Origin of the sequence: Burkholderia sp. AU45274 (assembly GCF_030482505.1) — a bacterium.
GTDB lineage: Bacteria > Pseudomonadota > Gammaproteobacteria > Burkholderiales > Burkholderiaceae > Burkholderia.
Genome location: NZ_JAUJQE010000004.1, coordinates 338920 through 360849, shown reverse-complemented (window position 1 = coordinate 360849; position 21930 = coordinate 338920). Strand labels below are relative to the sequence as shown.

The following is a 21930-nucleotide window of genomic DNA, read 5'->3' as shown; positions in this document are numbered from 1 at the left end:
AGTGCCTGCTGCAACGGATTGAACTCGGACGTCTTGACCTGGAGCGGAATCGAAGGATCGAGCGGCATCTTCACACCTGGAAGTAGATCGGGTTGCCGGCCGCAGTCGTCCCATACGTCGGGTTCGCGGCGGTCGCGCTTGCCAATGCATTGTTGTTCAGCAGCCCATACGTCAGCGCGCCGCTGCCGAGGCTGCTCAACCCATTCGAGAGCGCATTCGCACCCCCCACGATGCCTGACGCCTGTGCGTTTGCCCCGCTCGTTAGCGTGTTGCCGATATTGCCGACCGCGGCCGCGCCGAGAGAGCCATTCGTCGCGGCCGCGTTCTGGCCGTTTCCGACGACGCCCAGCAAGCGGTTCACATTATTCGCGGCGCTGTTGTAGTTCGTCTGGAACGTGCTCTGCGCCTTCCCGAGGTTCGTGTTGTACGTGTTCAGCGCGCGATTGAAGACGTCGTTGTACGTCGAGTCGGCGAGGCCGGTTGCGTAATTCGCAGCCCCCTTCATTGCTGCGCCCGATGTCCCGAGCCCTCGCGCGGCCGCACCGTTCTGCACGGACTTCAGGCCTTGATCGAGGGTGAACTGATAGCCGGGCGTCGCGGCCGCCTCTGCTGCGGTGGGCGCATTGAAATCGCCATAGCTGAACTGTTGAGTCAGCAGCGGGTTCGACAGTGCGTCCTTCAGCGGATTGATGTAGGACGCGCCCAGATCCATGTATGGCTGCAGATTCTTTTGTGTCTGCTGCCATTGCTGATTCTGGAGTGCGGCCGCGTTATTCGCCGCATCGGCCTGGGTCTGGGCGGCATCCCCAGCGGCGTTCGCGCCGATGACGCCAGAAGCGACGCTCCCGACTACCCCGGCGCCAGCAATTGCTGCAGCTACGCACATGTTTCACCCCCTGCCAGATCCTTGAGCTTGAGTTCCATCACCACGTCGTCGGCGATATAGCCGCGACGCTTGAGAATCTCAAACAGGCCGCCTGTCATCGTGACCGGCCAACCAATGATGCTGACGCCGCGCTCGCGCAGCGTTTCCTCGATCGTCGACATAAGGCGCGGCATCGAGCGGCGATGGTCGGGCTGCACGTAGAACGTGTCGACGTTTCCGCACAATTCGGTCTTCAGATGCAGGCTTCGATAAAGGATCGCCAGGGCATATCCATGCAGATCGCCCTCATCGTCGCGCATGGTGAAGGCGATCAGCGATTGATGGTCGGACAGATAAAGGTACTGATCGATGTCAGGATCGATCGCAAGGCCGCGCTGCCCGTGATATGCGCATGTGTCCTTCTTGATTTCCGAACATTCATCCCAGCTCTGTTGACCGAGCGGAACGATTTCTGCGGCGAGCTCGCGGGTGAACGTCTCGATGGCGATTTTCACGATGCCGTCGCCTCCGCACCCGTGATCGTCAACGTCACGCCGTTGCCATCGGCATACAGCGACGACGGATTGACCACTTTCGTGTTGATCACTTCGGGCACCATGAGCGGCGACGTTGCTGGCACCGAGACGCGATGGATGCGCGTTGCGTCCGTGGCGCTTCCGCCGTTCGGCACGAGGTAGAAATTGACCGTCACAGCCGCTGCTGTGGGGTTCCAAAGATTCACCGTATGCGCAGCGCCTTGGAGAGCCGCACCTGGCGCATAGACGGCCGCAGCAGTGCCGGTGAGCACGCCTTGATAGAGGGTCTTCCAGTTCACGCTCATTTGCGAGCCTCGATAAGTTTGCGGAGATCGTCCGATGTGCGCTGCGGGACGTTCACGGGATCAGGAAGGATTGCCGACACGCGCGCGGGCATGGCGACGGGATTGGGAAGCGTCTGTGCTGCGCGCGGCTGCACTGGCACGACCGCCTGAACCGTCGTCTCGAGTGCCACGATGCGCAGCAACAGCGCAGCAATAAGGGTGCCGCTTGCGGCTCCGTTTTCGAGCATGAAGAGCTCGGCGATCTGCTTTGCCTGCGCATTCACCTGCTGCTGAAGGCTGGCGATGTCGATCGGCGTGCCTTCGCCACCGGTACGCGTCAGTAGCGCGATGATCAGCGCGACCCACTCGGGATTGAGGCGCCCGTCAGGCCCTGTCATTGGCGTGCCCGGATTGGGCATCGTCGCGGTAGTGCCTCCGGAAGTGCTCACGTGCGCGCCCTCGAAACGTCGACCCATGCGCCGTTCAACGCGGTCCTAATCGGCTCGGACCATGACAACTCGAAAACGCGATCGCGTGCGTAACCGAGCCGCTGGAACTGGATCGACGTGCGGAACTCGCCGCGGCGCCCCATCGTGCCCGTCACGGCGTTTCCCCACGTCGCGCCACGGTCGTCGCTCCAACGAAGGCTCACGAGCGGATCCGTCGTGTTGGCCGCCATCCCGGCCCCAACTTCCATGTCCGCGATGAACTGGCGGAACATCACACGATTGCCGTCGGCGCCGAGAATGTGCGGAAAGGACCGTATGCACTGGATCGGCGCGCCATTGTCGGTATATGCATTCGGATCGAGCGCATAGACGGCACCGGTTTTCCAGTCACCGACCAGATTGCGGCCGCCATTGAACGAATGGCAGTTCATGCGATGGCGGCTCAGCGAGCCATCCGCTTCGAGATACGCGCGCTGATGCCACTGGCCGGTCGTGACATCGAAACACCAGGTGGCGTTGGCGGTCGGGAACGTCAGCACGTAGAAGGCGTGGCCGCCCTGCAGATACGAGAAACCGATCGCGTCGTCGATGCTGCTGTACGCACTGATCGCCTGCTCAATAGCATGCGTCGAGATGCGTTCGGCTTGATAGTTCCGGCCAGCGAAAACGACCCCTTGCCCCTGCAGGTCGCGCCCAAGCCAGAAAAGCGCCAGGTCGATCTTGGCGACCGAGTGTTTCGCCGCGCAGCCGTGCTCGATGAAGACGCCGGGCATGCGTCCGAACGTGAAGTCGGAGGCGCCCGTGTTGAACCATACTTCCGTGGTGAGCGCGCCAAACAGCCAGATCTCGCGATGCATCACCGCAAGCGTCACCAGGTCGTCCGAATACGTCGACTTCGACGCGATGTCGAGTGGATCGAACGTGATGTCGTTGGACCGCGAGATGTAGAACTGCGGCGTGCCGGGCCTGTTGAAGACGAAATAGCCGTCGACGAAATCCACCTTGTCTGCACCATAGAACGCCGGATCGGTGCACTGCGTCATCGTGTTTGTGGCAATCGCGACCGTGAAACCCGTCGCGGTGCCATCGACGATGAACATCGATGCCCCATTGTCGACCATCGAAACGGGCCCGCTGATGGATGCGAGCGTTCCGAGAGATGTGTAATTGTTCGACGCGTCTACGTAATAGACGTTCTGCCCCACCACTTCATAGCGCTTGCCGTTCGACGCCGTATAGATGCCACGCGATTCAGCCGCGACCGGAGGCGTCGACACAAGGGTAAGACCCGGCGTCGGGTAGTACGTGAACGGCGCGGGAGCGTCCTGCGGGTTCTGCTCGCCGTACAGGTTCACGCAGCGCTGCGCCTCGGCGATCAGGCTTTTCGCGGCGTATGCGCCGATGGTCAGGGGTACGCGCATTAGTACGGCCTGTCGCTGTAGATGTTGTACCGCTGCTTCGCCGCGAGCCCGCGCGGCATGCTCATCGCCTTGATCTGCACGTTCATGCGCTTGACGACGCGCTTCGCGTTCATCGCGAGGCGTACGAGTGCCGGCTGAGGATCAAGCTGATACGACGGCGCGATATAGCACGCGAGGTTGTAGCGGATCGCGGCCATGTACTGCGGCGGCAGATTGATCACGTCGGCCGGCGTCGCGAATTGCGGAAGCTCCTCGAGCGTCACGATGTGCAGCTCGAAACTCGCGTTCGGCACTGGATACATGAAGAGCGCACCAAGCGGCCACGCCGAGTCGTAGAACGCGTAGTTCGGGAACGATTGCAGCGCCTTGAGTGCGATGCGCGCGTAATCCTCGCGCGCCGGGATGATCGTTACCGGGTAATCGATCGGCGTCGCGGTGCCAGGGTTCAGGCGCGCGTATGCTGCGTTGATCTGGTACGGCCAAGACGGCGTGTTGAAGTTGCCGCCGGGGCCGACCGTGTATGACTGCGCGCCGGTCGATTGCAGCGCCGTGTCGACGAGGTGATAGACGCTCAGACGCTCGCCCTGCCATTGGCCGAGCATCATGTTCAGCGTGCCCAGCGCGTCTTCGGTATCGTCGGGCGAGATCGACTGCCCGATACCCAGCGCGCCGATGTCCTTCAGCGCGAGGGTGATCAGGTCGACGGCGGTTGTCACGCTGCCTCCAGCGCCGCGCGGATCTTGTCGTTCGACCAGCGCTTGTCGATCTTGATGCCCTTCTCGTCGGCGATCTGGATCAGCGCCGCGCGTTCATCGTCGGCTTCGACGGCCGGCGTGAGCGCGGCCTCTTCCTCGGCGCTGTGCACGAGAACGTCCCCGACCCACTTCGGATACTCGATGAAATCCGGCGCTTGCTCACGCGGCACGAGTTCGACGCGCGCGGGCTTCTTCCAGCCGTCACCGAGCGACTCGAATGCAGCTTGCGATTCGACGATCTGCTGCGCGCCGTTCGGGCCAGTGACCCACATCGGGAATTCTTGGAACACGTCGCCTCCGGAAACAAAAAACCCCGCCGAAGCGGGGGTAGATTGCTGAAGCAGGACGCCCATCAGCGGACGATCCGGCAGGCCAGCTCGTTGTACACCGGCGCCCAGCCGTACAGCACGTCGATCCGGCACGGGACGGTATCGGTGCCGATCGCGTACTGACGAGCGATCCGCATCGAGATCCCCTTGTGCACGCGACGCGCGCCCCAGGCACCGTACTTGCTGACGTCTTCGAGGTCGGCCGTTGCCAGCGTGAACGCATCGCGGTGATATGCGAGGCTCGCGGTGTACTGCGTCGACGCCGCGATGTCCCACGTGACCGCGGCTGCATTCGCCGGGCCAGCGGTGACCGTCTGGTATTGCTGGTTCGATGCAGCCGTGTTGATCGCCGGGAAGATCGACAGCGTGGCGCTCCCGGAGCCGTCGGCGGTCGCGTCGGCGAGCACCGTGAACTGACGCAGCACGCCGGTCGACTGGCGGTTCTGCGGGTTCACGCCGAAGACGCCCGCGATCGTGAACGTGTCGCCCTTCTTGACCGTCGCCGCGGCACCGAGGCCCGTGACGAGCAGCGTCGAGCCGGTTTGGCCTGCGCCGGAGACGGTGCCGTTGGTGCGCGTGCCGGTCGTGAACGTGTTCACGTTCTGGTCCATGCCGATGTCGAAGCCGAGGCCCGACGGGGAGAAGATGCCGCTGTCGTATTGCTCGCCGATCTTGTTCGACGGATTGAACAGGCCGGCGGCCGACTTCACCATCGAGCCATTCGTGGCCGGATCCCACACGACCGTACGGCGACCGTCGCGCGGCGCGGCCTCGTTGTCGAGTTTCACGCCGGCATCGAGCAGCACCTTGATGTCGTTCGGCGTGGTTCCGACCGTGCCGACGTTGTTCGCGACCGTCGTCGCCAGACCCAGGCCGTCGAAGTCGATCTTGTTGGCGATCGTCGCCATCGCCGGCTTGATGTAGCGGTCCGCGAACTCGTCGACGATGAGGGTCAGCTCTTGCGAGCTGAACGTGAAGTCGACGTGGAACTGCGTCGTCAGCGTGATCGGCACCGACGTTTCGTTCACGTTCTCGATGTTCAACGCCGGGCCGGTCGTACCGACGAAGCGGTTCGGCTTGCGAGCGTTGACGGTCGCGCCGATCTTTGCGCCGCTGACTGCGAACTCGTCCGAGTAGTCTCGGTTCGAGCGGGCCGTAAAGGTCAGCATGTTCTCGAGAATCATCAGCGATTCGTCGAGGATCTTGACGGGAGTGAGAAGAGTATTTGCCATTTATCGCCTCATGAGCGGTTACGTTTGCGCCATGCGACGTAATCCGCCGTCGTGGCAAATTCTTCCGGTTCAACCGGTGCGGATTTGCCGCCAACAGGCGAGATCGGCGCGGGCGCCTTCGATACGGGAGCGGGTTTCGCCTGACCGACCGTCGTTTCGAGACGGGCTAGTTCAAGCGCCATACGGAGCGGAGGAAGGGACAGCAGACGCTCGGCTTCTTCGGGATGCTGGCCGAGGTGATGAAGCACCTTGTGGCCGGCATCCATCGCCGTGACGGCCTCCAGGAACTCCGGCGATGCGCCGCCGAGCATCTGGAAGGTGCGCAGCGATGCGTCCCAGTCCGGAAACTCAGTCTTGCCGGCGTCGAACACCTTGTTGCAGGCCGCATCGAACTTTTCCTGCTCGATGAGACGCTTCGCCTCCGCGCGGATCTGGTCCGCGGTCATCGGCTGCGCGTGGGGTGTCGCGACGTCCGGCTGAAGTTCACGAAGGCGCGCCTCGAGGGCTTCGCGCTGCCGCTTTTCCTCGTGCTTCTCCCGCGTGAGCTGATCGATGCGCCGTTGAACCCAGTCGTTCTTGGGCTTTTCCTGCGGCTGCGGCTCGACCACTCCTGCGGGTTGCTCGGTGCCCGATTCCGTGCTCGTTTCAGCGGGCTCGTGCGCCGGTTCCGGGGTTTCCGTCGTCGGCGGTACGGTGACTTCCGTCGGTACTGCGTTGTCTTCGGTTTGCATGGACGTATCCAAGGATTTGAGCCCGGTGATGCCGCGCCGGTACGGAAACGAAAAAGGCCCGCTCCTTTCGGATGCGGGCCTTCTGGAAAACTGGGCGGTCAGGTGTTAGCGCTGGCCGCCAATGATGTATTGCTCGGCCGTCGGAGTGATCGGGCTGGCGGTCGTGTTCACGTACTGGATCGCGAGCGTGTTCGCCGCGGAGACGCGTACATTGCCGATCGACAAGCCAACCTGATGCGACGGCTTGTTGACGTCGATCGAATCGCCGACTTGCAAGCCCGGCACCGTGAACGTCTGTTCGGCGCTGGTGTTCGCGGCGACCTGCGCCGGCGTGAGCGTCTGCTTGATGTTGTAGACGCCCTGAATCGGGTTGGTGGACCCGAGGTCCTGGAGGATGCCGGGATAGCTCATGTCACTGTCCTTGAGGTGCGGGCAAAGAAAAACCCGCACTCGGCGGGTTCTGGGGTGGCTGCTGCATCGGGTCAGGCGTCGGCGCCGGTGCGCCCTCCGGCGCGCCGGTTCCCATCATCTGCATCACGACCTGCGTCGCGACGTGCGCAACGAGCTGCGGGTCGAGCGGTTGGCCCAAGGCCGCGAGGCGCTTGGTTTCCGCGTCGTATGCCTTGATGTTCGTTTCCTGCGCATCCTTCCCCTGCCGCGCGTTTTGAAGTTCGGCGGTCAGGTGCTCGATCATCTGGCCCATCTGCTGCATCTTGCCTTCCATGTCCTTCTCGGTTGGCGTGGGGCCTTCGCCGAGGATCTCTGGCGGGATCGTGCGATGCAGGCGTTCCGCAACCTCATCGGCCATCGGGAAGTCGGCCGCCTTGAACAGCAGGTCGCCGGCCACCTTCATCAATTCCTGATCCTGGCCCATGATCTGCGTGAGCGCGTTGAATGCCTCCTGCCGGCGCGTCTCGTAGTTCGGGCCGACCTCAACCGTGACGTCGTAGCGGCCGATGCCAGGATTGAAGATCATTTGCACTTCGTCGGCGATCGTCGGGTGCGGAGCCTGTTGCAACGGCTGTTGCTGGTCCGGATCGACCTGCGCGAACGTCTCGGTGCCATCTTCTCCGACGATGCGCACGACGCGCTTCGTGTCGTAGATCTTCGGGATCAGGTCGATCAGCACACGGCCCGTGTACCGGATGGCGCGCGCCACGTTGTCGATGAAGTGGTACGTCGCGCGATCGCCCTGCCGCTGGCGAGCCTGGATCGCCACGCCGGCTTGAGCGTTCGACGGCTGGCCGAATTGTTCCTGATACTGACCCGAGGCCATCATCAGTTCCTGCTGCGCGTTCTGCATGCCGGTCAGGTACGCATTCGCACCGACGGGCGGCTGTTCGCGCTGCGGACGATCAATCGGGTTTCCAGCTTCGTCGCGCGAGTTGTATGGCAGGTACGGCAGATTGTCCTTGTTCGCGTTCGCCCATTCTGACTCGTAGCCCTCGAATGCTTCGGCCGGTCCGACGAACGGCGTTTTCGTCTGAAGCGCGATGTACTCGACGTTCGCCGACGACATGTAGTTGTACATGCGCTGTGCGTCTTTCAGGTTCCGCGTATGGCCCTTACGCTCGACCTTGCCGTTGATGACGATTTCCTCGCCCACCACGCGCACAATCGGGATGTAGCGACCTGCCCACGGCTTCTCATCGATGATCTTGTCGCCAGCGATCAGATACCAGGTGATCTGCGGCTCCGTGATCTCGCGCTTCTGGATCGACGCATCCTTCTCGATCGCCGCGCGCTCATCAGCGTCCTCGATCTCCGACAGGCGGATCGGGCCATTGACCGGGTGATTCACAAGCTTATCGACCTTCGCCGTCTTGCGGAAGTACTCGCACACGCGGATCTTGTTCTTGCTGATCCAGCCGTCGCTCTGCGTGTCGTCGCCGAACACGACACTCTGTGCCTCCTCGCCCGGATAGCGCGCCTCGTATTCGGCCTTCGTCATTTCCTCGAACACGAATGCGAATTTCGCGTCGGAACCGTCCGCCGACTCAATGTCCGGGTCGAGGTAGATCATCAGTGGATCCTTCACGCGGCGCAGGAAGATTTCCTGGTCGAACGAACCGTCGTGCGCGTACTCGCAGACGACACGCCAATAGCCGAGGCCGCCTTGTACCGCGAACTCGGTCGCGGTGTCGTACACGATCTCGGCGTGCGAGTTGTATTCGATGTGCCGCACGATGCCGTCGAGGATCTTCGCGATCTCGATGTCGGCCTCGCCGTCGACCGGCAGCGTCTTGACGCTCGGCTTGTTCTGCTTCGCGTCGTTGATGATCTGCAGGTTGTGCTGGCGGACCTTGTTGATCGTCAGGCACGGCCGCGCATCCCCTTCCCGCGTGGTGCGGATCTGATCCGGCCACTGCCAGCCGTTGTCCGCGTCACCGTTCGAAAAGCGCAGATCTTCGATGAAGCGCTGGCGAAACTCCGACTCGAACTCCTGGCAGCGCTCGAAGCGCTCCTTCGCCTCGGCGACTATCTTCGCGCTCGGATCTTCTTTCGGTTTGCGGGCCATCAGCTCATCCAAGCGCCACCGCCCATGACGGAGCGGCGCACGACGGGTTGTTTCTGCTTCGCGGGCTTCGCTGCCCGGCGGGCACCCTCGCAGGCATAGCGCAGGGCATCGATCACGTGGTTGTCCTTGTCCTCAAGGATCGGCAGCACAGCACCGGTCAGCTTGTCTTCCTTGTACTTGTAGAGCGTCAGCTCGTCGATCAGGTGCTTGCAGCGCGGATGTACGACGATGTCGAACGAGTTCAGGAACTCGACGCCCTCTTCCAGCGACTTCGCGCCCTTGATCGCGGCGCGGATCTTCGGAAAGCCGTGCTTTTGCATGTGACTGATCGTCTCGGGGCGCGCCGAATCGGCCGTAATCGGCCACTTCTCGGCCTCCGGAACGGCCATAAACAGCTCCGGCAGGTTCACGATCTCGCAGCCGACCTGATACGCCTCGTAGTCGACGTACAGGCGGTTGCCGTCGATGTCGCAGCGGATGAGCACCGACGGATCGCTCGCAAAGCCCCAGTCGGCACCCAGGCGGAAGATCGTGCCCTCGGGACGCTCGAATTCCTCGACGCGCCAGTTCTTGAACACGCGCGCTTCGCTGCGCTGCTGATAGCCGCCCAGCCACACGTGCGCGTACTTGTCGGGGTCGCGGCGCTTGTCGTACTCCATTTCTTCGTGGAGTTCGCGCGGCAGCCACGGGTTGTCCATGAAGTTCGCCTCGACGACGATCGAATCCGGGGGCGGCTCGGCGCCGCGCAGCAGGACGTCAATCGGGTCGGTCGGCTTGCTCGGGTTCCAATCGGCCCAGATCTGTGACCCGGGCTTGCGGATGGTCGGACGCAAAATCGTGAGGCTTTTCTCGGTGGCGTTCTGCGCTTCTGTGAACCACGCTCGGTCGAAGCCTTCGAGCGACTTGATCGACTCTGCCGTGTGGTTCTGCATGCCCTCGAAAATCGTGACGCCACCGTGGCGCGACATGATGCGGCGGTCTTGCACCTCGAAGTAGTCGCCAGCGTTGAACGCGGTGATCTTCGCCTCAAGCAACTTCTTCACCGAGAACTCGAGCGACTTCAACGTCTCGCGCAGGCAGACGAAGTCGTACTTGTCCGAGACGTTTTCTTCCAGCCACAGCTCACCGAAGAAGTGCGACTTGCCCGATCCACGACCGCCGTGCGCGCCTTTGTAGCGCGCAGGAGCGAGCAGCGGAGCAAACACCCGCGGCGTCTGGATTTCGAGGATGGTCATTCCGATTTCGGATCGATGATGCGGCGCTCGACGCGCTGGAACTGGATGGCGCCCCCGTCCTTGCCGGCGTGTTCGTGGTCGACCTTGTCGCGCCACTTGGCCGGCTGCCGGTTCTTCAGCCAGAAAATCTGAGCCGTCACGTTGCCTGCGAGCGCATTCGTGTAGAGCGCCCCGACCACCTGCGCGTCGGCGACTTCCTTCGCCTGCTCGAGCGCCTCCGCGAACTCCGGATGCTGCTGCTTCCACGTGCGGATCGTGCGATCCGTCGTGCCAAAGAAGCGCGCAAGGTCGACGTCGGTCGCGCCGAGCAGGCAGTAGTTCCGCGCGAGTTCGACGAACTCGGGCTTGAACTTGGTCGGGTTGGCCACGGTTACAGCAGCTTCGCCAGATGATTGCGCGCCGCGGTGACCTCGTGCGCGAACGTGTGAATGCCGGCGGCGATCTTGCGCTCGATCTCGGCGAGCATGGCGTCGAGCAAGAGGAGGTGCGACGGAGCGTCGACGCCGCCGCCGACCGCCAGCGCGTCAGTGTTCGAAGCGTCGCCGATGGGGAGCGACGAGGACGCCGCCGGTACGGATGCATCGGCATCCGCATGAGCAGCCGGGGGGGACGAATCCGCCGCAGCCGCGACAGGCTCCCCCGGCGCGGCCGTGCCAGCCTCCGCGATCTGATTGATCTGCATCGGTACGACGTCGCTAGCCTTAATCTCGGCCAACTGTTCCGGCGTCCAGTTCGGGTTGTCGCTCGGCTCGGTGCTGCTCGGTGCTGCGTTCAGTTCGTCCATGTCATGCTCCGTTCGTTGAGGGGATTGCTGCCGCCCGTCGCCAGCACGAGTTCCGGAATCCGGCGGAGACCACTGGCTTCCAATACGTCGACAGCTGCCGCGGTTCGCGCACTCACGGCTTGCGGAAGAATCACTTCTTGGCCTTGTGCTTGGCCGTGCGCTCGCCGCGCTTCGGGGACTCGCCGAGCACCTTGTCGGCCTTGGCGTCGATCTTCGACTTCTCGCTCAGGGACATGCGGCCGGCGTTGACGGCCTGCGACGCGCGCGCCTTGGCGTTCGCCGCGTGAGCGCGATCGTTGACCGGATACGACCGGTCCGGGCCCGCAAACGCCTTCGCGGGCAGCTTGTCGCGCTTCTTCGTGCTCATCGTCGCCATGGCGGGCTCCAAAGCAAAAAGCCCGCTGGCGGCTGCCAAGCGGGCTTTCGGGTGCTGAATTCGGTTTTCTGAGGGCGAACGACTCCCCCACGGCGCGGATTATAGGCTGCCGCTATCGAGTTTACAAGTGGGATTCATTGCGCCGTCTCGACCAGATCACGCGCCTCGAACATTGGACGCAGAAGTTCCTTCGCCCGCGCATACTCATCGGGCAGCGGAGATTGCAGCCGAATCGACGACCAGGAACGCGCTCCGCTGAACCGGTTGCGCATTTCCGTCTGAATCGCCACGCGGCCGCGCAGATCGAGTCGCGACACGCATGCATCGACGGCCTCGCAGACCGCCTTGCGCGCCCGCATGTCAGCCGCATCAGCCAGATCCGACGACTCGCGCCAGCCAGACCGGTATTCGCGGCACGCAGGATCGGCGCCCCCATAGCCAAGCTTCGGGCGATACGAATCCTGCCAGTCATACCAGTCTTCGAGCAGGTCGTCGATTTCGTCGTTGGTGGTCATGCATGCTCCGGCGTGAGATAAAACGCCCGTCTCGCACGAGCCAGCGGCCGAGTGCGCATCGGCGTAGCGTGGTGCTCAGAATGCCGATCGCTGCGCGTCGAATTTGGCGCTGCGCACGGCGATTACGAAGATGTGCCCGATAACCATCATGGCGGGCAGCCAGACGCGGTCGAAGTACACCGCGAGCACGAAAGCGATCGCGCACGTCATCAGCATCGAAGTCACGCTACGAAGCCGGATCGGATTCTTATCGATCGGCTTCTTGTCGAGCAGCGAGCCGAGCAAAACGAACCAGGTCAGCGCGGTCACGAACCAGAGATAGCCGACGGCTACACTCAGTGAGGCATCCGACTGGAAGGCCGCCGCAGCCCACAGCAGGGCCGCGATGAAGGCATTTATGACGAAATTCATGCTGCTCTCCGTTCGTTGTGCTGCTGGTTGTCACTCCATCGCCGGAAGGCGTGAAGCAGATGGTGAAACCGGCGCTCGGCCTCGCGGCAGGTCTTCAGCTCATTCCGGCTCTCGAGGTTGCAGGCGTTGTGGATGTAGTTCGTGGCGTGCTGCACGGATACCTCGTCGCAGTCGAGACGACCATCGGCATACGCGACGAACTGTCGGAACATCGGGTCGCGAGGAAGGCGGCACGACATCACGAACGCGCTGAAGGTGGGTTGGTCGGCAAGTTGGACTGGGTTCATGTGAGATTCCTCTGCGCCCAGCGCGCGATGAGCACGCTCTCGGCACGGTTGTGGTCCTTCGCCCGGGTGAGCGGCGCATGCGGATACAGCCGGCGGGCAGCATCTAGGCACTGCGCCTTGTCCGCGCCAAGCCCATAGAAGCGCTTCCAGCGCTGGGGCGTCACGTACTCCATGCGCATGTCGCACAGGATCGCGACAGCCTCGAGAACGCCCCGCGTATGCGCCAGCGCGCCCATGGTCTGCACCGACGAACCGCCGAGCAGCTGCATGTCCTCCATCGCGAAGATCGCGCGCTCGTCAGCGGGAACGCCGCGGCGCAGGATCTCGCGCAGCGCGCGAGCGTCGAGCTTGCGTTTGACGCGCGCTTTCGGGCCAGCGGTCGGGATCGGGCACGTTGGCAGGTCTTCGACCGATAGCAGCTCGCCGCTGGCACCGAGGAACGTGAGCGCGCCGGTGAGGCCCGGGTCGCAGCCGATGATGATCGTCATGCGTCCTCCGGGTTTTGGGGCGGAAGGATGGGGAATGCCGCCTCCCCTTTGAGCCTCGCCGCGATCTTGCGCAGCACCACCATCTCCTGATGCGAGACGCGTACCCCGTTCAGGCGAATTACCGACGCAGTGATCGTGACGCAGGCGTCGCCGCGCGGTTTCGTAACCCGAAGCAGCTCGCGCGCGGGCGTAGTGGATGCGTTCAGCGTGCCCATACCTGCCTCCATTGCGACGATTCAAGATCGAGAAACTGCGCCCCATCCGTCCTGCTATCGCGGTACTGCAGCGATGCCTGGTCGAACCAGAGCTTCAGATTCCCTTCCCAGGTGTAATGCCGCTGCTTGGCACAGATCAGCACCGTATCGGCCTGCGCTTCGAACATCGCGCGCTTCTCGTCGTCGAGATCCTTCCGCAGCTCCGTTTCCTTGCGCTTGTTGCGATGCACGATGATCAAGTTGTCGACGAGGTCGGTGATTTCGCCCGCGCCCTTCAGGTCGAACTTGTCGGGAATGTCGGTCTCGCGCTCGCCCTTGCGGATGTGGTGGACGAGGTGGATATGCAGCCCGGTATCGCGTGCCAGCGAGCAAAGCTGATCGACAAAGTTCTTTTGGCCGGCATAGTCGTCGGGCGCAATCCCGCACTTCATCAAGCTGTCGATGACCATGTGCGAGACGCCTAGCTCCTTGCGGCAGTACCGCGAAACGGCCAGCATCCGATCGCGCTGCACGGTGCCGATGTGGTTGTAGATCCAGAGCCGGTCGTCGGTCCAGCGCTCGAGCGAACGCAGATACGTCTGTGCGGGCGCTTCGTTGCAAGCAGCTTGGCGCGCCATGCGCTCGAGCGTCTTGTGCGGAGGCATTTCCATTGAAGCGATGCACGCACGCTCGCCCTGCGACATTACGTGCAAGATCACCTGCCCGAGCACACCGGATTTGCCATGCCCGTTGATGCCACCCCATAGCGAGACTTCACCCGGACGGAAGGCCAGATCCTTGCCAAGGGACGACCACGGCGTTGAGACGCCGGTCTGCTGCTGCGCCTCGCCGTGGAACGCATCCACGACCATGTCGAAGAATTCGGACGCTCGGCGAACGTCCGCACGACCGTCGTCCGCGTCGTTGACGTAGGCGTTCCAGTCGATCGAATCGGGAATCACGCGTGCCACTGCTGAGCCTCCTGGGCGGCTTTGATGACGAGCGTGCAAGCCTCGTCGTACGGGGTGGGAATGGACTTGCCGAGCTCGGCGAAGATGCGTGATGCGAGTGCTCGGGCGTCGTCCCAGCAGGGACCGCCGAGTGCCATCGGGCACCAGTCGAAAACACGGAAGTCGGTAACCTGGCGCCACTCGCCGAGTTCGACGCGGGGACCTTCGCGGAACGTCAGCACCATGCGCCGCGGTACCGCTGCGGCCATGTCGACCAGCGAGCGCAGCAGCGCAGGAAACGCGATCGAAGCCGAAGCGAAAGCCTCGACATCCAAAGCCGCGATCGGCCGCCAGTCATAGCGCTCGTTGACCGAGGCATGCAGGGTCACGTTCGACCACTGCAGCGATCCAACGAACGAAACGAGCACCGAGCCAGCCGGAGCCTGACGGCGACGGCGCATGGCAACGAGAGCTTCGGAGTTGGCGGGATAGCGGGCCATGGCGATCACGCGAAGGGGTTATCGGCCGAATGGCCGTTGAACGTCGTCGTTTGGCCGATTAGCGCCGAAGATCCACCGTCCTCCCACCGTTTCCCGTTGAGCCAGGTAGACGCGTATGGGATGAATCGGCCTTCGTCCTTGCTCCATTGCTCCGAAGTCGCGGCCCGCTGCACGCCTGCAAGGATCTTGGCGAGCAGCTGCTCGTTCGGAGCGATTTTGGAGAACGCCCTTTCCGCTTGGACCTTGCTGTCCTTGCGCGGATAGATCGCCCAGAATTTCTCGAAGTCGACGTCACGCGATGTCGTGACGCGTGTATTAGTGTTCCTTTCCTTTCCCTTCCCTTCCCCTCGTGGCGCGTGCTTCTCGCGTCGTGACGCGTCGGCCACGCGTGGATTCGATAACGGCTCAGGCAATACGGACGGGGTTTCCCGGTTATTGATATTCTGGTGTCGATAAAACTTCGGGATGAAAGCGAGAGTATCGAGAGATTTATCGAAAAGTTCTCGATTCTTCTCGATTTCGTTATCGGTTTCGTCTCGATAGGTCACAACGAGGCCCCGATCGAGAAGTTCTTGGCACAAATCGAGAATGTTGACGTCGTCCGCCGGGAGGTAGCGCATCTTGAATGTGGCCGGCTTCCAGGCGAAACGTCCCTCACGATCAGCCTCACACCAGAGGGCGATGTAAAGCAGTCGAGCGAACGGTGACAACGCAACGATGTCTTCGCTCGTGAAGAATTCGGGTTTGATGGTGCGGATGCGCGCCACGTCAGCACCTCGCCACGGTGAGGAAATTCGGGAGGTCCATCAGCACCACCTCCACGCACCGCCAAAGGCGAACCAGATGACGGACGCCATCCAGGCGTCGATCCAGAGGTCAATCACGATCACCCTCCTCTGTCCCCGCTTGTCCCATTTTGGGACGCTGCTCGAAGGCGATCACGACCGGATGCATCGCGCCATAGGCGCTCCTGAGCACGTGATAGCCGAGGTAATCGGGGATTGAGATCTGTTGCGCTGCGGCGCGCATCGCCAGATCGGCTGCGTCGATGACGGGCAGCGCGACCGTTTGCTCCACGCGGGCGCCACTCATGCGCGCACCTTCGGGCCGGTCTGTCCCGCATCGGCACTGACGGGCACGAGCTGCGCGGGCAAAGTGCCGACAACGCCAAACAGCGCCACCTCCGCGATGCGGTTGAGCGCGGCCGAATCGGAGTCGATGCCATGCAGCTGCTTGTAGAACTGGAGCGCGTCATAGACGCGATCGCGCAAACGGGTTTTCACCTCGTTGCGGTATTCGGCGCGGGGTTTCATGCGGCCACCTTGGACTTGCTCTCGAGCGGATACAGATCGGGGCGCAGTTCGTGGCGCGGAACACCAGTCGCAGCCTCGATCGAGAGAACACGTTCAGCAGGTACGCGGCCCGTCGCGCACATCTTGCAGACGGATTGGGGGGTGCAGCCGAGCTTTCGCGCAAGGGCGGATTGACCGCCGGCGGCCTGCGCTGCGCGTTGGATTGGAGTCATGGTCATAGCCTTGCGGTCATGGTTACAACCGAAGTCTACAACTTACAACCGAATCCTCCAACCCATTTTTGCAGTGCTACTTACAACCAGTTTTTGTAACATCCCGTGCATGAAGGAAATCATGATCGGCAACCGAATCCAGCAAATCCGAGAAAGCCTTACCGATCCGTTGGTATCGCAATCGGACTTGGCCCGAGCCATTGGCGTGACGCCTCAGGCTGTCCAAAAGTGGGAGGCCGGAAAATCTGACCCTCGCCCTACAAAAATCGCCGAGATTGCTGCAGTGCTCCACGTATCGGTGGCCGACCTGGTAGCCGGGACGAAATTCGATCGCTTGATGATTGTCAATGAATCGGTAAATAAGTCTGCGGACAAACCACTACCCCGAAATTCTGAACAAGTAAGTAGGATGCAAGAATCTTTCGGGAAGCTCCCTCTCATATCGTGGGAACACGCGAATAAATGGGGACGCGGAATGGCCAGTCTGCAGAACGAGGGCGTCGAGGAATGGATACCATTTCCCCTCGACCACGGAATCGGCTCTTTTGTGGTTCGGATCGACGGCGAGGCCAACTATGACCCCACCGGGCTCAAGTCGTACGCGCCCGGCGACTTCGTCGCAATCGATCCATCCAAAGAAGTAGCCAATCGGTGCATGGTGATGCTCCGAATGCCACACGAAACGCGCGCGACCTTCCGGCAATTGCTGATGGAGGGAGACGTGCGCATGCTCAAATGGCTCAACCCGAGCTGGCCGAACCAGATCAGCCAGATGCCGGCAAACGCCGAAATCATTGGCGTCGCAATCGGCAAGTGGGTGCCCGAATAACAATCGCACGCGGGGTGGAAATGCAAAAGATTCTTGCGGGGATGAGTGTGCTCGTCCTTCTGTCGGGCTGCGCAACATACGATTTAGCGCTGATGCCCCGAGGGTCCGGGAAAATGGCTCACGGTGTCGCCAAGCAGATCGACAAGACCGTCTCTATCACCATCGACGATCGCACCTACGATGGGAAATTCGTCTATGTCCGCGGCGGCTCATTCTCGCTCGGCACAGCCTTTTCTGGTGGCCAGGTCGTGACTGGAAATGCGATCGGCATCAGCGCAACTGGAAATGGAAATGTGCTTGCGCAAGCCGCCGACGGCCACAATCTCCGCTGCGTCTTTTCGTTCAGCGGCTTGAGCCAATCAGGAACCGGCACGTGCTTGACGGACGATCAACAACTCTACGACCTGCAAATCACGCGATGAACGGACACGAAGGACTATCTCGAATCGCCCGCGTAATCGCGGGGATTGGCTGGGTTTGGGGCGCCCTGCTCGGTCTTGGCGCGCTCACCAGCTATTCCAATGGGCGCCCTGAGGTCGCTGTACTTTTCATCATTTTCGGCCTAGTCGGACTGGGAGGCGCAAAAGCGCTCGCATGGATCATTCAAGGATTCGCGGGCCCCGGTCGGTAAATTAACGGATTCGTAACAATCCCGCACATGCGGGATTTTTTTCGCCTCGACCTACAACTTTCGCTTGCAGTGTGAAGTTGTAGGTTGTAGTCTGTGGTTGTAGGTAATCACGAACCGCGAGGCCACCATGCTCCACCACCACCCGATCACCCCGCGCACGCTGCCGTCGGCTGCCGACGTATTCGCGTTCGAGCTGAAGCAACGAATCCTCGCGAACGGCGCGCGTCTGGCCGTCGCGTTCGACGATAGCGGCGCGCGCATGCAGAACGCGATGTGCCGCGAGCTGTTCAACGCGACCGGTGAGGCGTTCGTCGCCGGCTCATTCGTGCGCGTGGGCGGCTGAAATGCTCCATCCCGCCACCACCGAACGCGCGGCCGACTTCTGGTCGGATCGGCAGCTGCAGCAGTTCAACGACACCCAGGCCGAGGCCGACGAAGCGCTCGAGCGCGCGACCGCAGTCGTCACGCTCGACGACGTGCTCGAGGCACTCGCCGGTCTGAACGAATCCGAGCAACGCAAGATCGTCGACGCATACCGCGACACCTCAGACCGCGCGCATTTCCAGTGGCTGCTGATGGCTGCGTTCGAGGATGCCTTCTCTGCCGCGGCGAAGCGCATCGCCGAGTACTCGGGCGGTGGGCGCGTGCCGGTTCGCGTTCGCCTGTTCGACGAGGTCTGAAATGAACGGCCATCGCCTCCACACCGAAATCGTTCCGCTCTCGGGCGGCTATCTCGAGGTCGCATGCCCGGACATGGAGTTGCCCGAGCTGCGTCGCCACTGGTCGATCCGTCGCCTGGTCGACTGGAAACACGTCGTCTGGTGCTGACATGCAGCTCTTCATCAAAACCGTCCTGATCGGCCTCGGCGTGCTCTTCGCGTTCGGCATCGGCTACGAGGTAGTCGATCGCATCCGCAGCGCCATGAAGAACATCGAGAACGACGACCACCACCGCGGCTGAGCCGCAAACCACCCGGAGATATCCATGGAAGCCACGAAGCAAGCGATCGAACTGCCCGAGCTCAATGCGGGCGAGCACTACGCCGGAATCCTGATCGGCAAGAATGGCGCGCCGAATCATCACGTGATCCTGTTGCCGGGCGATGACGGCGAGCGCGACTGGGAAGCCGCGAAAGAATGGGCCGCGTCGATCGGGGGCGAGCTGCCCACGCGTCGAGAACAGTCGCTGATGTTCGCGAATCTGGGCGAGCAATTCAAACGCGACTGGTACTGGTCGACCGAGGAAAACGGATCCGGTTGGGCCTGGTCTCAGGACTTCTACCTCGGCTACCAGACCACCAGCGTCAAGAGCGCCGCGCTCCGCGCGCGCGCCGTCCGCAGATTGATTATTCAGTAATTCGATCTTTTCGTTCGATCGGGGAATCACATGGACACGACCCAAAAGCCGCCCGAGCTCGAAGCCTACGGACCCTTCGTCAGTGCACGGCGCGGCGACACGACATATCAGGTCGCCGACTGCTCGGTGCATCCGCACGGGAAGGAATACGCACGCTTGTTCGCAGCCGCGCCTCGGCTACTCGACGCCCTCCGGGACATGGTGAGCGATCACGCCGAGTTGTCGGAGGGAACGCTCCAGTTCGCGCGGGCGGCAATCGCGGCCGCGACCGAGCCAACCAATCCGATCGTCGATCCGGTGCGCCACTTCCGCGCCTGCGGAGAGTGCCTGTGATGCGCGCCGCGAACGACAACGACCTCTACCGCGCATGCCACCGCGTGCACATGTCTATCCAGATCGGCGCGGCCGTCGGTTTCGGCGCGGCCGTCGGTCTCTTCTGGTGGCTCACCGTCGCGCTGCGCGCTGGAAGCTGGCTGTGAAGTCCTTCGCGCGCAAAGTCGCCGAGCTGTTCGCTCTCTGGATCGTCCTGGCGACGATTCTTTTTATCGTCGTCTGGCTGATCGTGCCGCAACTCGGCGCGCTGGCCAACGACAACCAACCTGTTTCCGCAGTCCACCACCAGGAGGCTTGACCATGAGCACCATTCCCGCCATCGCCATGACGTCCGTCGAGTCGTCGCAGATCCACAGCATCGGCTACGACGAGGGAACGCAGACGCTCGCCATCCGCTTCAAGGATCGCACGACCGGCGCGCCGACGTCGCTCTACCACTACGACAACGCTACGCCGGCGAACTTCGCTGCGCTGCAGAGCGCTGAGTCGATCGGTTCGCACTTCTACAAGCACATCAAACCGCACGTCGACCGCTTCCCGTATCGCTGCATTGAGAAGATGCCGGCCGGCGACCAGGCGTAACGCGAAGCGCGGCTCTCCCTTCATTACCCACCGAGGAATCCATGTCCGACATCGTTGAAATGGACGTCGACAGCAGCACCGTGGCGCTGCTGAACAAGAGCGAGATCGATCAGCAGATCGCAACCGCTCACAAGTATCCGCGCTCGATCAAGCGTTTCCGCGACGAGACGCTGCAAATGGTCACGCTGAACGAGAACATCGCGCAGGAATGCATCTACGCACTGCCGCGCGACGGCAAGACGATCGAAGGCCCGAGCGCACGCTTCGCGGAAGTGGTGGCGAGTGCCTGGGGGAACAGCCGCGCCGGCGCGCGTGTCGTGAACGATCACGGCGAGTTCGTCACCGCGCAGGGTGTCTTTCATGATCTCGAACGCAACGTCGCGATCACCTACGAGGTGCAGCGCCGCATCGTCGACAAGAGGGGCAACCGCTTCAAGCCCGACATGATCGGCGTCACGGCGAATGCAGCGTGCTCGATCGCGCTGCGCAACGCAATCCTGAAAGGTGTGCCGAAGGCTTTCTGGTCGGACATGTACGAGGCAGCCAGGCGGACGGCGGTCGGCGACAACCAGACGCTCGCGAACCGCCGTGCCCGCGCGCTCGGCGTCCTGCAGAAGTACGGCGCGACGCCGGATATGGTGTTCAAGCTGCTCGGCATCGAGGGCGAAGAGGACATCACGCTCGAGCACTTGACCGTCCTGTTCGGCATCACGACGTCGCTGAAGGAAGGCGAGACAACGGTCGAGCAGGCTTTCGCCGAGCAGACGCCGGCCGACGGCGCGCCGGTGCCGCAGCCGCAATCGAAGAGCGCGCGCGCCGCCGCCGCGCCGCAGGCTGACGCCGACGGTGTTATCACACAACCACCGGCGGACGGCACACAACAAAACGCCGCTCCGGCGCAACGTACATCCCGCCGCGCAGCGCAGCAGCCGGCCGCGCGCGAGCCCGGTGGCGATGACGAACTGTTCGAGCAGGGCACGCTCGCTGCCGGCACGCCGGCGAGCGACAGCGTGATGCGCATCCTGAAAACGAAGATGGAGCAGGCAACTCTCGGCGAGGCCGACCTGCGCAAGCGCTTCGGCTTCGGCTACGACGGCGTGACGACCACAAACTACAACGAGATCGTCGCCTGGATCGAAGATCCGATGGCAGGTGCGTGATGGCCGAGCTGCTTTTCGATCCAGTCGACCACGTCTATACCGTCGCGGGCAAGCGCGTGCCGAGCGTGACGCAGGTCCTCACTCCTCTCGTCGATTACTCGATGGTGCCCCGCGAGACGCTCGAGCGCGCGCGGCAGCTCGGCTCGGCCGTGCACCGCATGACCGAGCTCTACGACCTCGACGACCTCGATATGGACAACCTCGCGGACGAGCTCCGGCCGTACCTCACGGCCTGGATCAAGTTCCGCGCGGAGACGGGCTTCGTGCCCGAGACGATCGAAAAGCGGCTCTTTCATCCGGCGCTGCGGTTCGCCGGCACGCCCGACCGTTCGGGCCTGATCAACAGGCGCCGCGCCGTGATCGACCTGAAGAAGATGCTCACGCTCGGGCCGGTGATCGGCCTGCAGCTGGCCGCATACGGCGAACTGTTCGCGAAAAACGGCACGCAGATCGAGGACCGTTACGGCCTCGGCTTGCGCGCTGACGGCACCTACCGGCTGGTGCCGTTCACCGATAAAGGCGACTGGCCGGTGTTCCTGTCGCTTCTCACTCTCCGCAACTGGAAGGAAAAAAATGGACACGCAACCGTTGGTGAATCTGCAAGTGCCGCGTCCTGAAGACGCACTGTTCAAGGGCGCCGAGCGCGCGCTGGC

General features: G+C 62.6%; 39 protein-coding genes. 13 read left to right on the top strand and 26 right to left on the bottom strand.

All coding sequences use genetic code 11. From position 1 onward, the window contains the following. Nucleotides 1-70 precede the first annotated feature (70 nt). The 26 genes from QZM35_RS17535 to QZM35_RS17410 form a co-directional block, all read right to left on the bottom strand. Nucleotides 71-886: a hypothetical protein gene (locus tag QZM35_RS17535; RefSeq protein ID WP_301776505.1), complete on the bottom strand. Its 816-nt coding sequence runs from the start codon at nt 884-886 to the stop codon at nt 71-73. Further along, the gene (locus QZM35_RS17530; RefSeq protein ID WP_301776504.1) at nt 877-1380 is read right to left on the bottom strand and encodes a GNAT family N-acetyltransferase; all 504 of its coding nucleotides are present in this window, start codon (nt 1378-1380) and stop codon (nt 877-879) included. Before QZM35_RS17530 ends, QZM35_RS17535 begins: the two co-directional genes overlap by 10 nt. After that, a complete protein-coding gene (locus QZM35_RS17525) occupies nt 1377-1706 on the bottom strand; it encodes a hypothetical protein (RefSeq protein WP_301776503.1) in 330 nt (109 codons plus the stop codon). The genes QZM35_RS17530 and QZM35_RS17525 overlap by 4 nt, the downstream gene beginning before the upstream one ends. Further along, nucleotides 1703-2134 carry a hypothetical protein gene (locus QZM35_RS17520; protein WP_301776502.1) on the bottom strand — a complete coding sequence of 144 codons (432 nt, stop codon included), beginning with the start codon at nt 2132-2134 and terminating at the stop codon, nt 1703-1705. Before QZM35_RS17520 ends, QZM35_RS17525 begins: the two co-directional genes overlap by 4 nt. Further along, nucleotides 2131-3489 (bottom strand): packaged DNA stabilization protein, encoded by a 1359-nt coding sequence (locus QZM35_RS17515; protein WP_301776501.1) that lies wholly within the window; start codon nt 3487-3489, stop codon nt 2131-2133. Before QZM35_RS17515 ends, QZM35_RS17520 begins: the two co-directional genes overlap by 4 nt. 65 nt (nt 3490-3554) lie before the next feature. Next, complete coding sequence (locus tag QZM35_RS17510; protein ID WP_301776500.1) at nt 3555-4271, bottom strand: packaged DNA stabilization gp4 family protein; 717 nt, start codon at nt 4269-4271, stop codon at nt 3555-3557. Then, a complete protein-coding gene (locus QZM35_RS17505) occupies nt 4268-4600 on the bottom strand; it encodes a hypothetical protein (RefSeq protein WP_301776499.1) in 333 nt (110 codons plus the stop codon). Before QZM35_RS17505 ends, QZM35_RS17510 begins: the two co-directional genes overlap by 4 nt. A 62-nt stretch (nt 4601-4662) precedes the next feature. Then, nucleotides 4663-5871 carry a P22 phage major capsid protein family protein gene (locus tag QZM35_RS17500; RefSeq protein WP_301776498.1) on the bottom strand — a complete coding sequence of 403 codons (1209 nt, stop codon included), beginning with the start codon at nt 5869-5871 and terminating at the stop codon, nt 4663-4665. A gap of 8 nt (nt 5872-5879) precedes the next feature. Beyond that, nucleotides 5880-6602: a hypothetical protein gene (locus QZM35_RS17495; RefSeq protein ID WP_301776497.1), complete on the bottom strand. Its 723-nt coding sequence runs from the start codon at nt 6600-6602 to the stop codon at nt 5880-5882. Between the two features lie 105 nt (nt 6603-6707). After that, nucleotides 6708-7013, bottom strand: a complete 306-nt coding sequence (locus QZM35_RS17490) for a hypothetical protein (RefSeq protein WP_301776496.1) — start codon at nt 7011-7013, stop codon at nt 6708-6710. A 1-nt stretch (nt 7014) separates the two neighbouring features. Then, nucleotides 7015-9120 carry a portal protein gene (locus tag QZM35_RS17485; RefSeq protein WP_301776495.1) on the bottom strand — a complete coding sequence of 702 codons (2106 nt, stop codon included), beginning with the start codon at nt 9118-9120 and terminating at the stop codon, nt 7015-7017. Next, the gene (locus QZM35_RS17480; RefSeq protein ID WP_301776494.1) at nt 9120-10355 is read right to left on the bottom strand and encodes a PBSX family phage terminase large subunit; all 1236 of its coding nucleotides are present in this window, start codon (nt 10353-10355) and stop codon (nt 9120-9122) included. Before QZM35_RS17480 ends, QZM35_RS17485 begins: the two co-directional genes overlap by 1 nt. Continuing rightward, nucleotides 10352-10723, bottom strand: coding sequence for a terminase (locus QZM35_RS17475; RefSeq protein WP_301776493.1), 372 nt, complete (start codon nt 10721-10723; stop codon nt 10352-10354). Before QZM35_RS17475 ends, QZM35_RS17480 begins: the two co-directional genes overlap by 4 nt. Before the next feature lie 2 nt (nt 10724-10725). Beyond that, on the bottom strand, nt 10726-11139 hold the full coding sequence (locus QZM35_RS17470) for a hypothetical protein (protein ID WP_301776492.1): 414 nt from the start codon (nt 11137-11139) through the stop codon (nt 10726-10728). Nucleotides 11140-11269: 130 nt separating this feature from the next. Continuing rightward, nucleotides 11270-11554: a hypothetical protein gene (locus tag QZM35_RS17465; RefSeq protein ID WP_301776491.1), complete on the bottom strand. Its 285-nt coding sequence runs from the start codon at nt 11552-11554 to the stop codon at nt 11270-11272. A 95-nt stretch (nt 11555-11649) separates the two neighbouring features. Then, nucleotides 11650-12030 (bottom strand): hypothetical protein, encoded by a 381-nt coding sequence (locus QZM35_RS17460; protein WP_301776490.1) that lies wholly within the window; start codon nt 12028-12030, stop codon nt 11650-11652. A 75-nt stretch (nt 12031-12105) separates the two neighbouring features. After that, the gene (locus QZM35_RS17455) at nt 12106-12441 is read right to left on the bottom strand and encodes a hypothetical protein (RefSeq protein WP_301776489.1); all 336 of its coding nucleotides are present in this window, start codon (nt 12439-12441) and stop codon (nt 12106-12108) included. Further along, nucleotides 12438-12728 carry a hypothetical protein gene (locus tag QZM35_RS17450; protein WP_301776488.1) on the bottom strand — a complete coding sequence of 97 codons (291 nt, stop codon included), beginning with the start codon at nt 12726-12728 and terminating at the stop codon, nt 12438-12440. Before QZM35_RS17450 ends, QZM35_RS17455 begins: the two co-directional genes overlap by 4 nt. Then, nucleotides 12725-13216 (bottom strand): hypothetical protein, encoded by a 492-nt coding sequence (locus QZM35_RS17445; protein ID WP_301776487.1) that lies wholly within the window; start codon nt 13214-13216, stop codon nt 12725-12727. Before QZM35_RS17445 ends, QZM35_RS17450 begins: the two co-directional genes overlap by 4 nt. Beyond that, nucleotides 13213-13431, bottom strand: a complete 219-nt coding sequence (locus tag QZM35_RS17440; protein ID WP_301776486.1) for a hypothetical protein — start codon at nt 13429-13431, stop codon at nt 13213-13215. Before QZM35_RS17440 ends, QZM35_RS17445 begins: the two co-directional genes overlap by 4 nt. Continuing rightward, nucleotides 13419-14381, bottom strand: coding sequence for an AAA family ATPase (locus tag QZM35_RS17435; RefSeq protein ID WP_301776485.1), 963 nt, complete (start codon nt 14379-14381; stop codon nt 13419-13421). The genes QZM35_RS17440 and QZM35_RS17435 overlap by 13 nt, the downstream gene beginning before the upstream one ends. Continuing rightward, the gene (locus QZM35_RS17430; RefSeq protein WP_301776484.1) at nt 14369-14860 is read right to left on the bottom strand and encodes a histidine ammonia-lyase; all 492 of its coding nucleotides are present in this window, start codon (nt 14858-14860) and stop codon (nt 14369-14371) included. Before QZM35_RS17430 ends, QZM35_RS17435 begins: the two co-directional genes overlap by 13 nt. 5 nt (nt 14861-14865) lie before the next feature. Beyond that, nucleotides 14866-15627, bottom strand: coding sequence for a hypothetical protein (locus QZM35_RS17425; RefSeq protein ID WP_301776483.1), 762 nt, complete (start codon nt 15625-15627; stop codon nt 14866-14868). 109 nt (nt 15628-15736) lie between these two features. After that, nucleotides 15737-15952: a hypothetical protein gene (locus QZM35_RS17420; RefSeq protein WP_089494486.1), complete on the bottom strand. Its 216-nt coding sequence runs from the start codon at nt 15950-15952 to the stop codon at nt 15737-15739. After that, on the bottom strand, nt 15949-16173 hold the full coding sequence (locus QZM35_RS17415; protein WP_301776482.1) for a hypothetical protein: 225 nt from the start codon (nt 16171-16173) through the stop codon (nt 15949-15951). Before QZM35_RS17415 ends, QZM35_RS17420 begins: the two co-directional genes overlap by 4 nt. Beyond that, nucleotides 16170-16385, bottom strand: coding sequence for a YdaS family helix-turn-helix protein (locus QZM35_RS17410; protein ID WP_301776481.1), 216 nt, complete (start codon nt 16383-16385; stop codon nt 16170-16172). The genes QZM35_RS17415 and QZM35_RS17410 overlap by 4 nt, the downstream gene beginning before the upstream one ends. 109 nt (nt 16386-16494) lie before the next feature. On the opposite strand from QZM35_RS17410, the gene QZM35_RS17405 reads away from it, so the two are divergent. From QZM35_RS17405 to QZM35_RS17345, 13 genes are all read left to right on the top strand, one after another. Beyond that, nucleotides 16495-17214 carry an XRE family transcriptional regulator gene (locus tag QZM35_RS17405; RefSeq protein WP_301776480.1) on the top strand — a complete coding sequence of 240 codons (720 nt, stop codon included), beginning with the start codon at nt 16495-16497 and terminating at the stop codon, nt 17212-17214. 20 nt (nt 17215-17234) lie between these two features. After that, nucleotides 17235-17636 (top strand): hypothetical protein, encoded by a 402-nt coding sequence (locus QZM35_RS17400; RefSeq protein ID WP_301776479.1) that lies wholly within the window; start codon nt 17235-17237, stop codon nt 17634-17636. Nucleotides 17637-17972: 336 nt separating this feature from the next. Next, nucleotides 17973-18188: a hypothetical protein gene (locus tag QZM35_RS17395; protein WP_301776478.1), complete on the top strand. Its 216-nt coding sequence runs from the start codon at nt 17973-17975 to the stop codon at nt 18186-18188. A gap of 1 nt (nt 18189) precedes the next feature. After that, on the top strand, nt 18190-18525 hold the full coding sequence (locus QZM35_RS17390) for a hypothetical protein (RefSeq protein ID WP_301776477.1): 336 nt from the start codon (nt 18190-18192) through the stop codon (nt 18523-18525). Nucleotide 18526: 1 nt separating this feature from the next. Continuing rightward, nucleotides 18527-18673 (top strand): hypothetical protein, encoded by a 147-nt coding sequence (locus QZM35_RS17385; protein WP_301776476.1) that lies wholly within the window; start codon nt 18527-18529, stop codon nt 18671-18673. 1 nt (nt 18674) lies between these two features. Next, a complete protein-coding gene (locus QZM35_RS17380) occupies nt 18675-18806 on the top strand; it encodes a hypothetical protein (protein ID WP_301776475.1) in 132 nt (43 codons plus the stop codon). 24 nt (nt 18807-18830) lie between these two features. Then, a complete protein-coding gene (locus tag QZM35_RS17375; RefSeq protein WP_301776474.1) occupies nt 18831-19202 on the top strand; it encodes a DUF1566 domain-containing protein in 372 nt (123 codons plus the stop codon). A gap of 30 nt (nt 19203-19232) precedes the next feature. After that, nucleotides 19233-19535 carry a hypothetical protein gene (locus QZM35_RS17370; RefSeq protein WP_301776473.1) on the top strand — a complete coding sequence of 101 codons (303 nt, stop codon included), beginning with the start codon at nt 19233-19235 and terminating at the stop codon, nt 19533-19535. Beyond that, on the top strand, nt 19535-19681 hold the full coding sequence (locus QZM35_RS17365; protein WP_301776472.1) for a hypothetical protein: 147 nt from the start codon (nt 19535-19537) through the stop codon (nt 19679-19681). Before QZM35_RS17370 ends, QZM35_RS17365 begins: the two co-directional genes overlap by 1 nt. Further along, entirely contained in the window at nt 19678-19833 is a 156-nt protein-coding gene (locus tag QZM35_RS17360; RefSeq protein ID WP_301776471.1) for a hypothetical protein, read from the top strand. The genes QZM35_RS17365 and QZM35_RS17360 overlap by 4 nt, the downstream gene beginning before the upstream one ends. Before the next feature lie 2 nt (nt 19834-19835). Next, nucleotides 19836-20117, top strand: a complete 282-nt coding sequence (locus tag QZM35_RS17355; protein WP_301776470.1) for a KTSC domain-containing protein — start codon at nt 19836-19838, stop codon at nt 20115-20117. Nucleotides 20118-20158: 41 nt separating this feature from the next. Next, nucleotides 20159-21277, top strand: a complete 1119-nt coding sequence (locus QZM35_RS17350; protein ID WP_301776469.1) for a hypothetical protein — start codon at nt 20159-20161, stop codon at nt 21275-21277. Then, complete coding sequence (locus QZM35_RS17345) at nt 21277-21894, top strand: hypothetical protein (RefSeq protein WP_301776623.1); 618 nt, start codon at nt 21277-21279, stop codon at nt 21892-21894. Before QZM35_RS17350 ends, QZM35_RS17345 begins: the two co-directional genes overlap by 1 nt. Nucleotides 21895-21930: the final 36 nt, after the last annotated feature.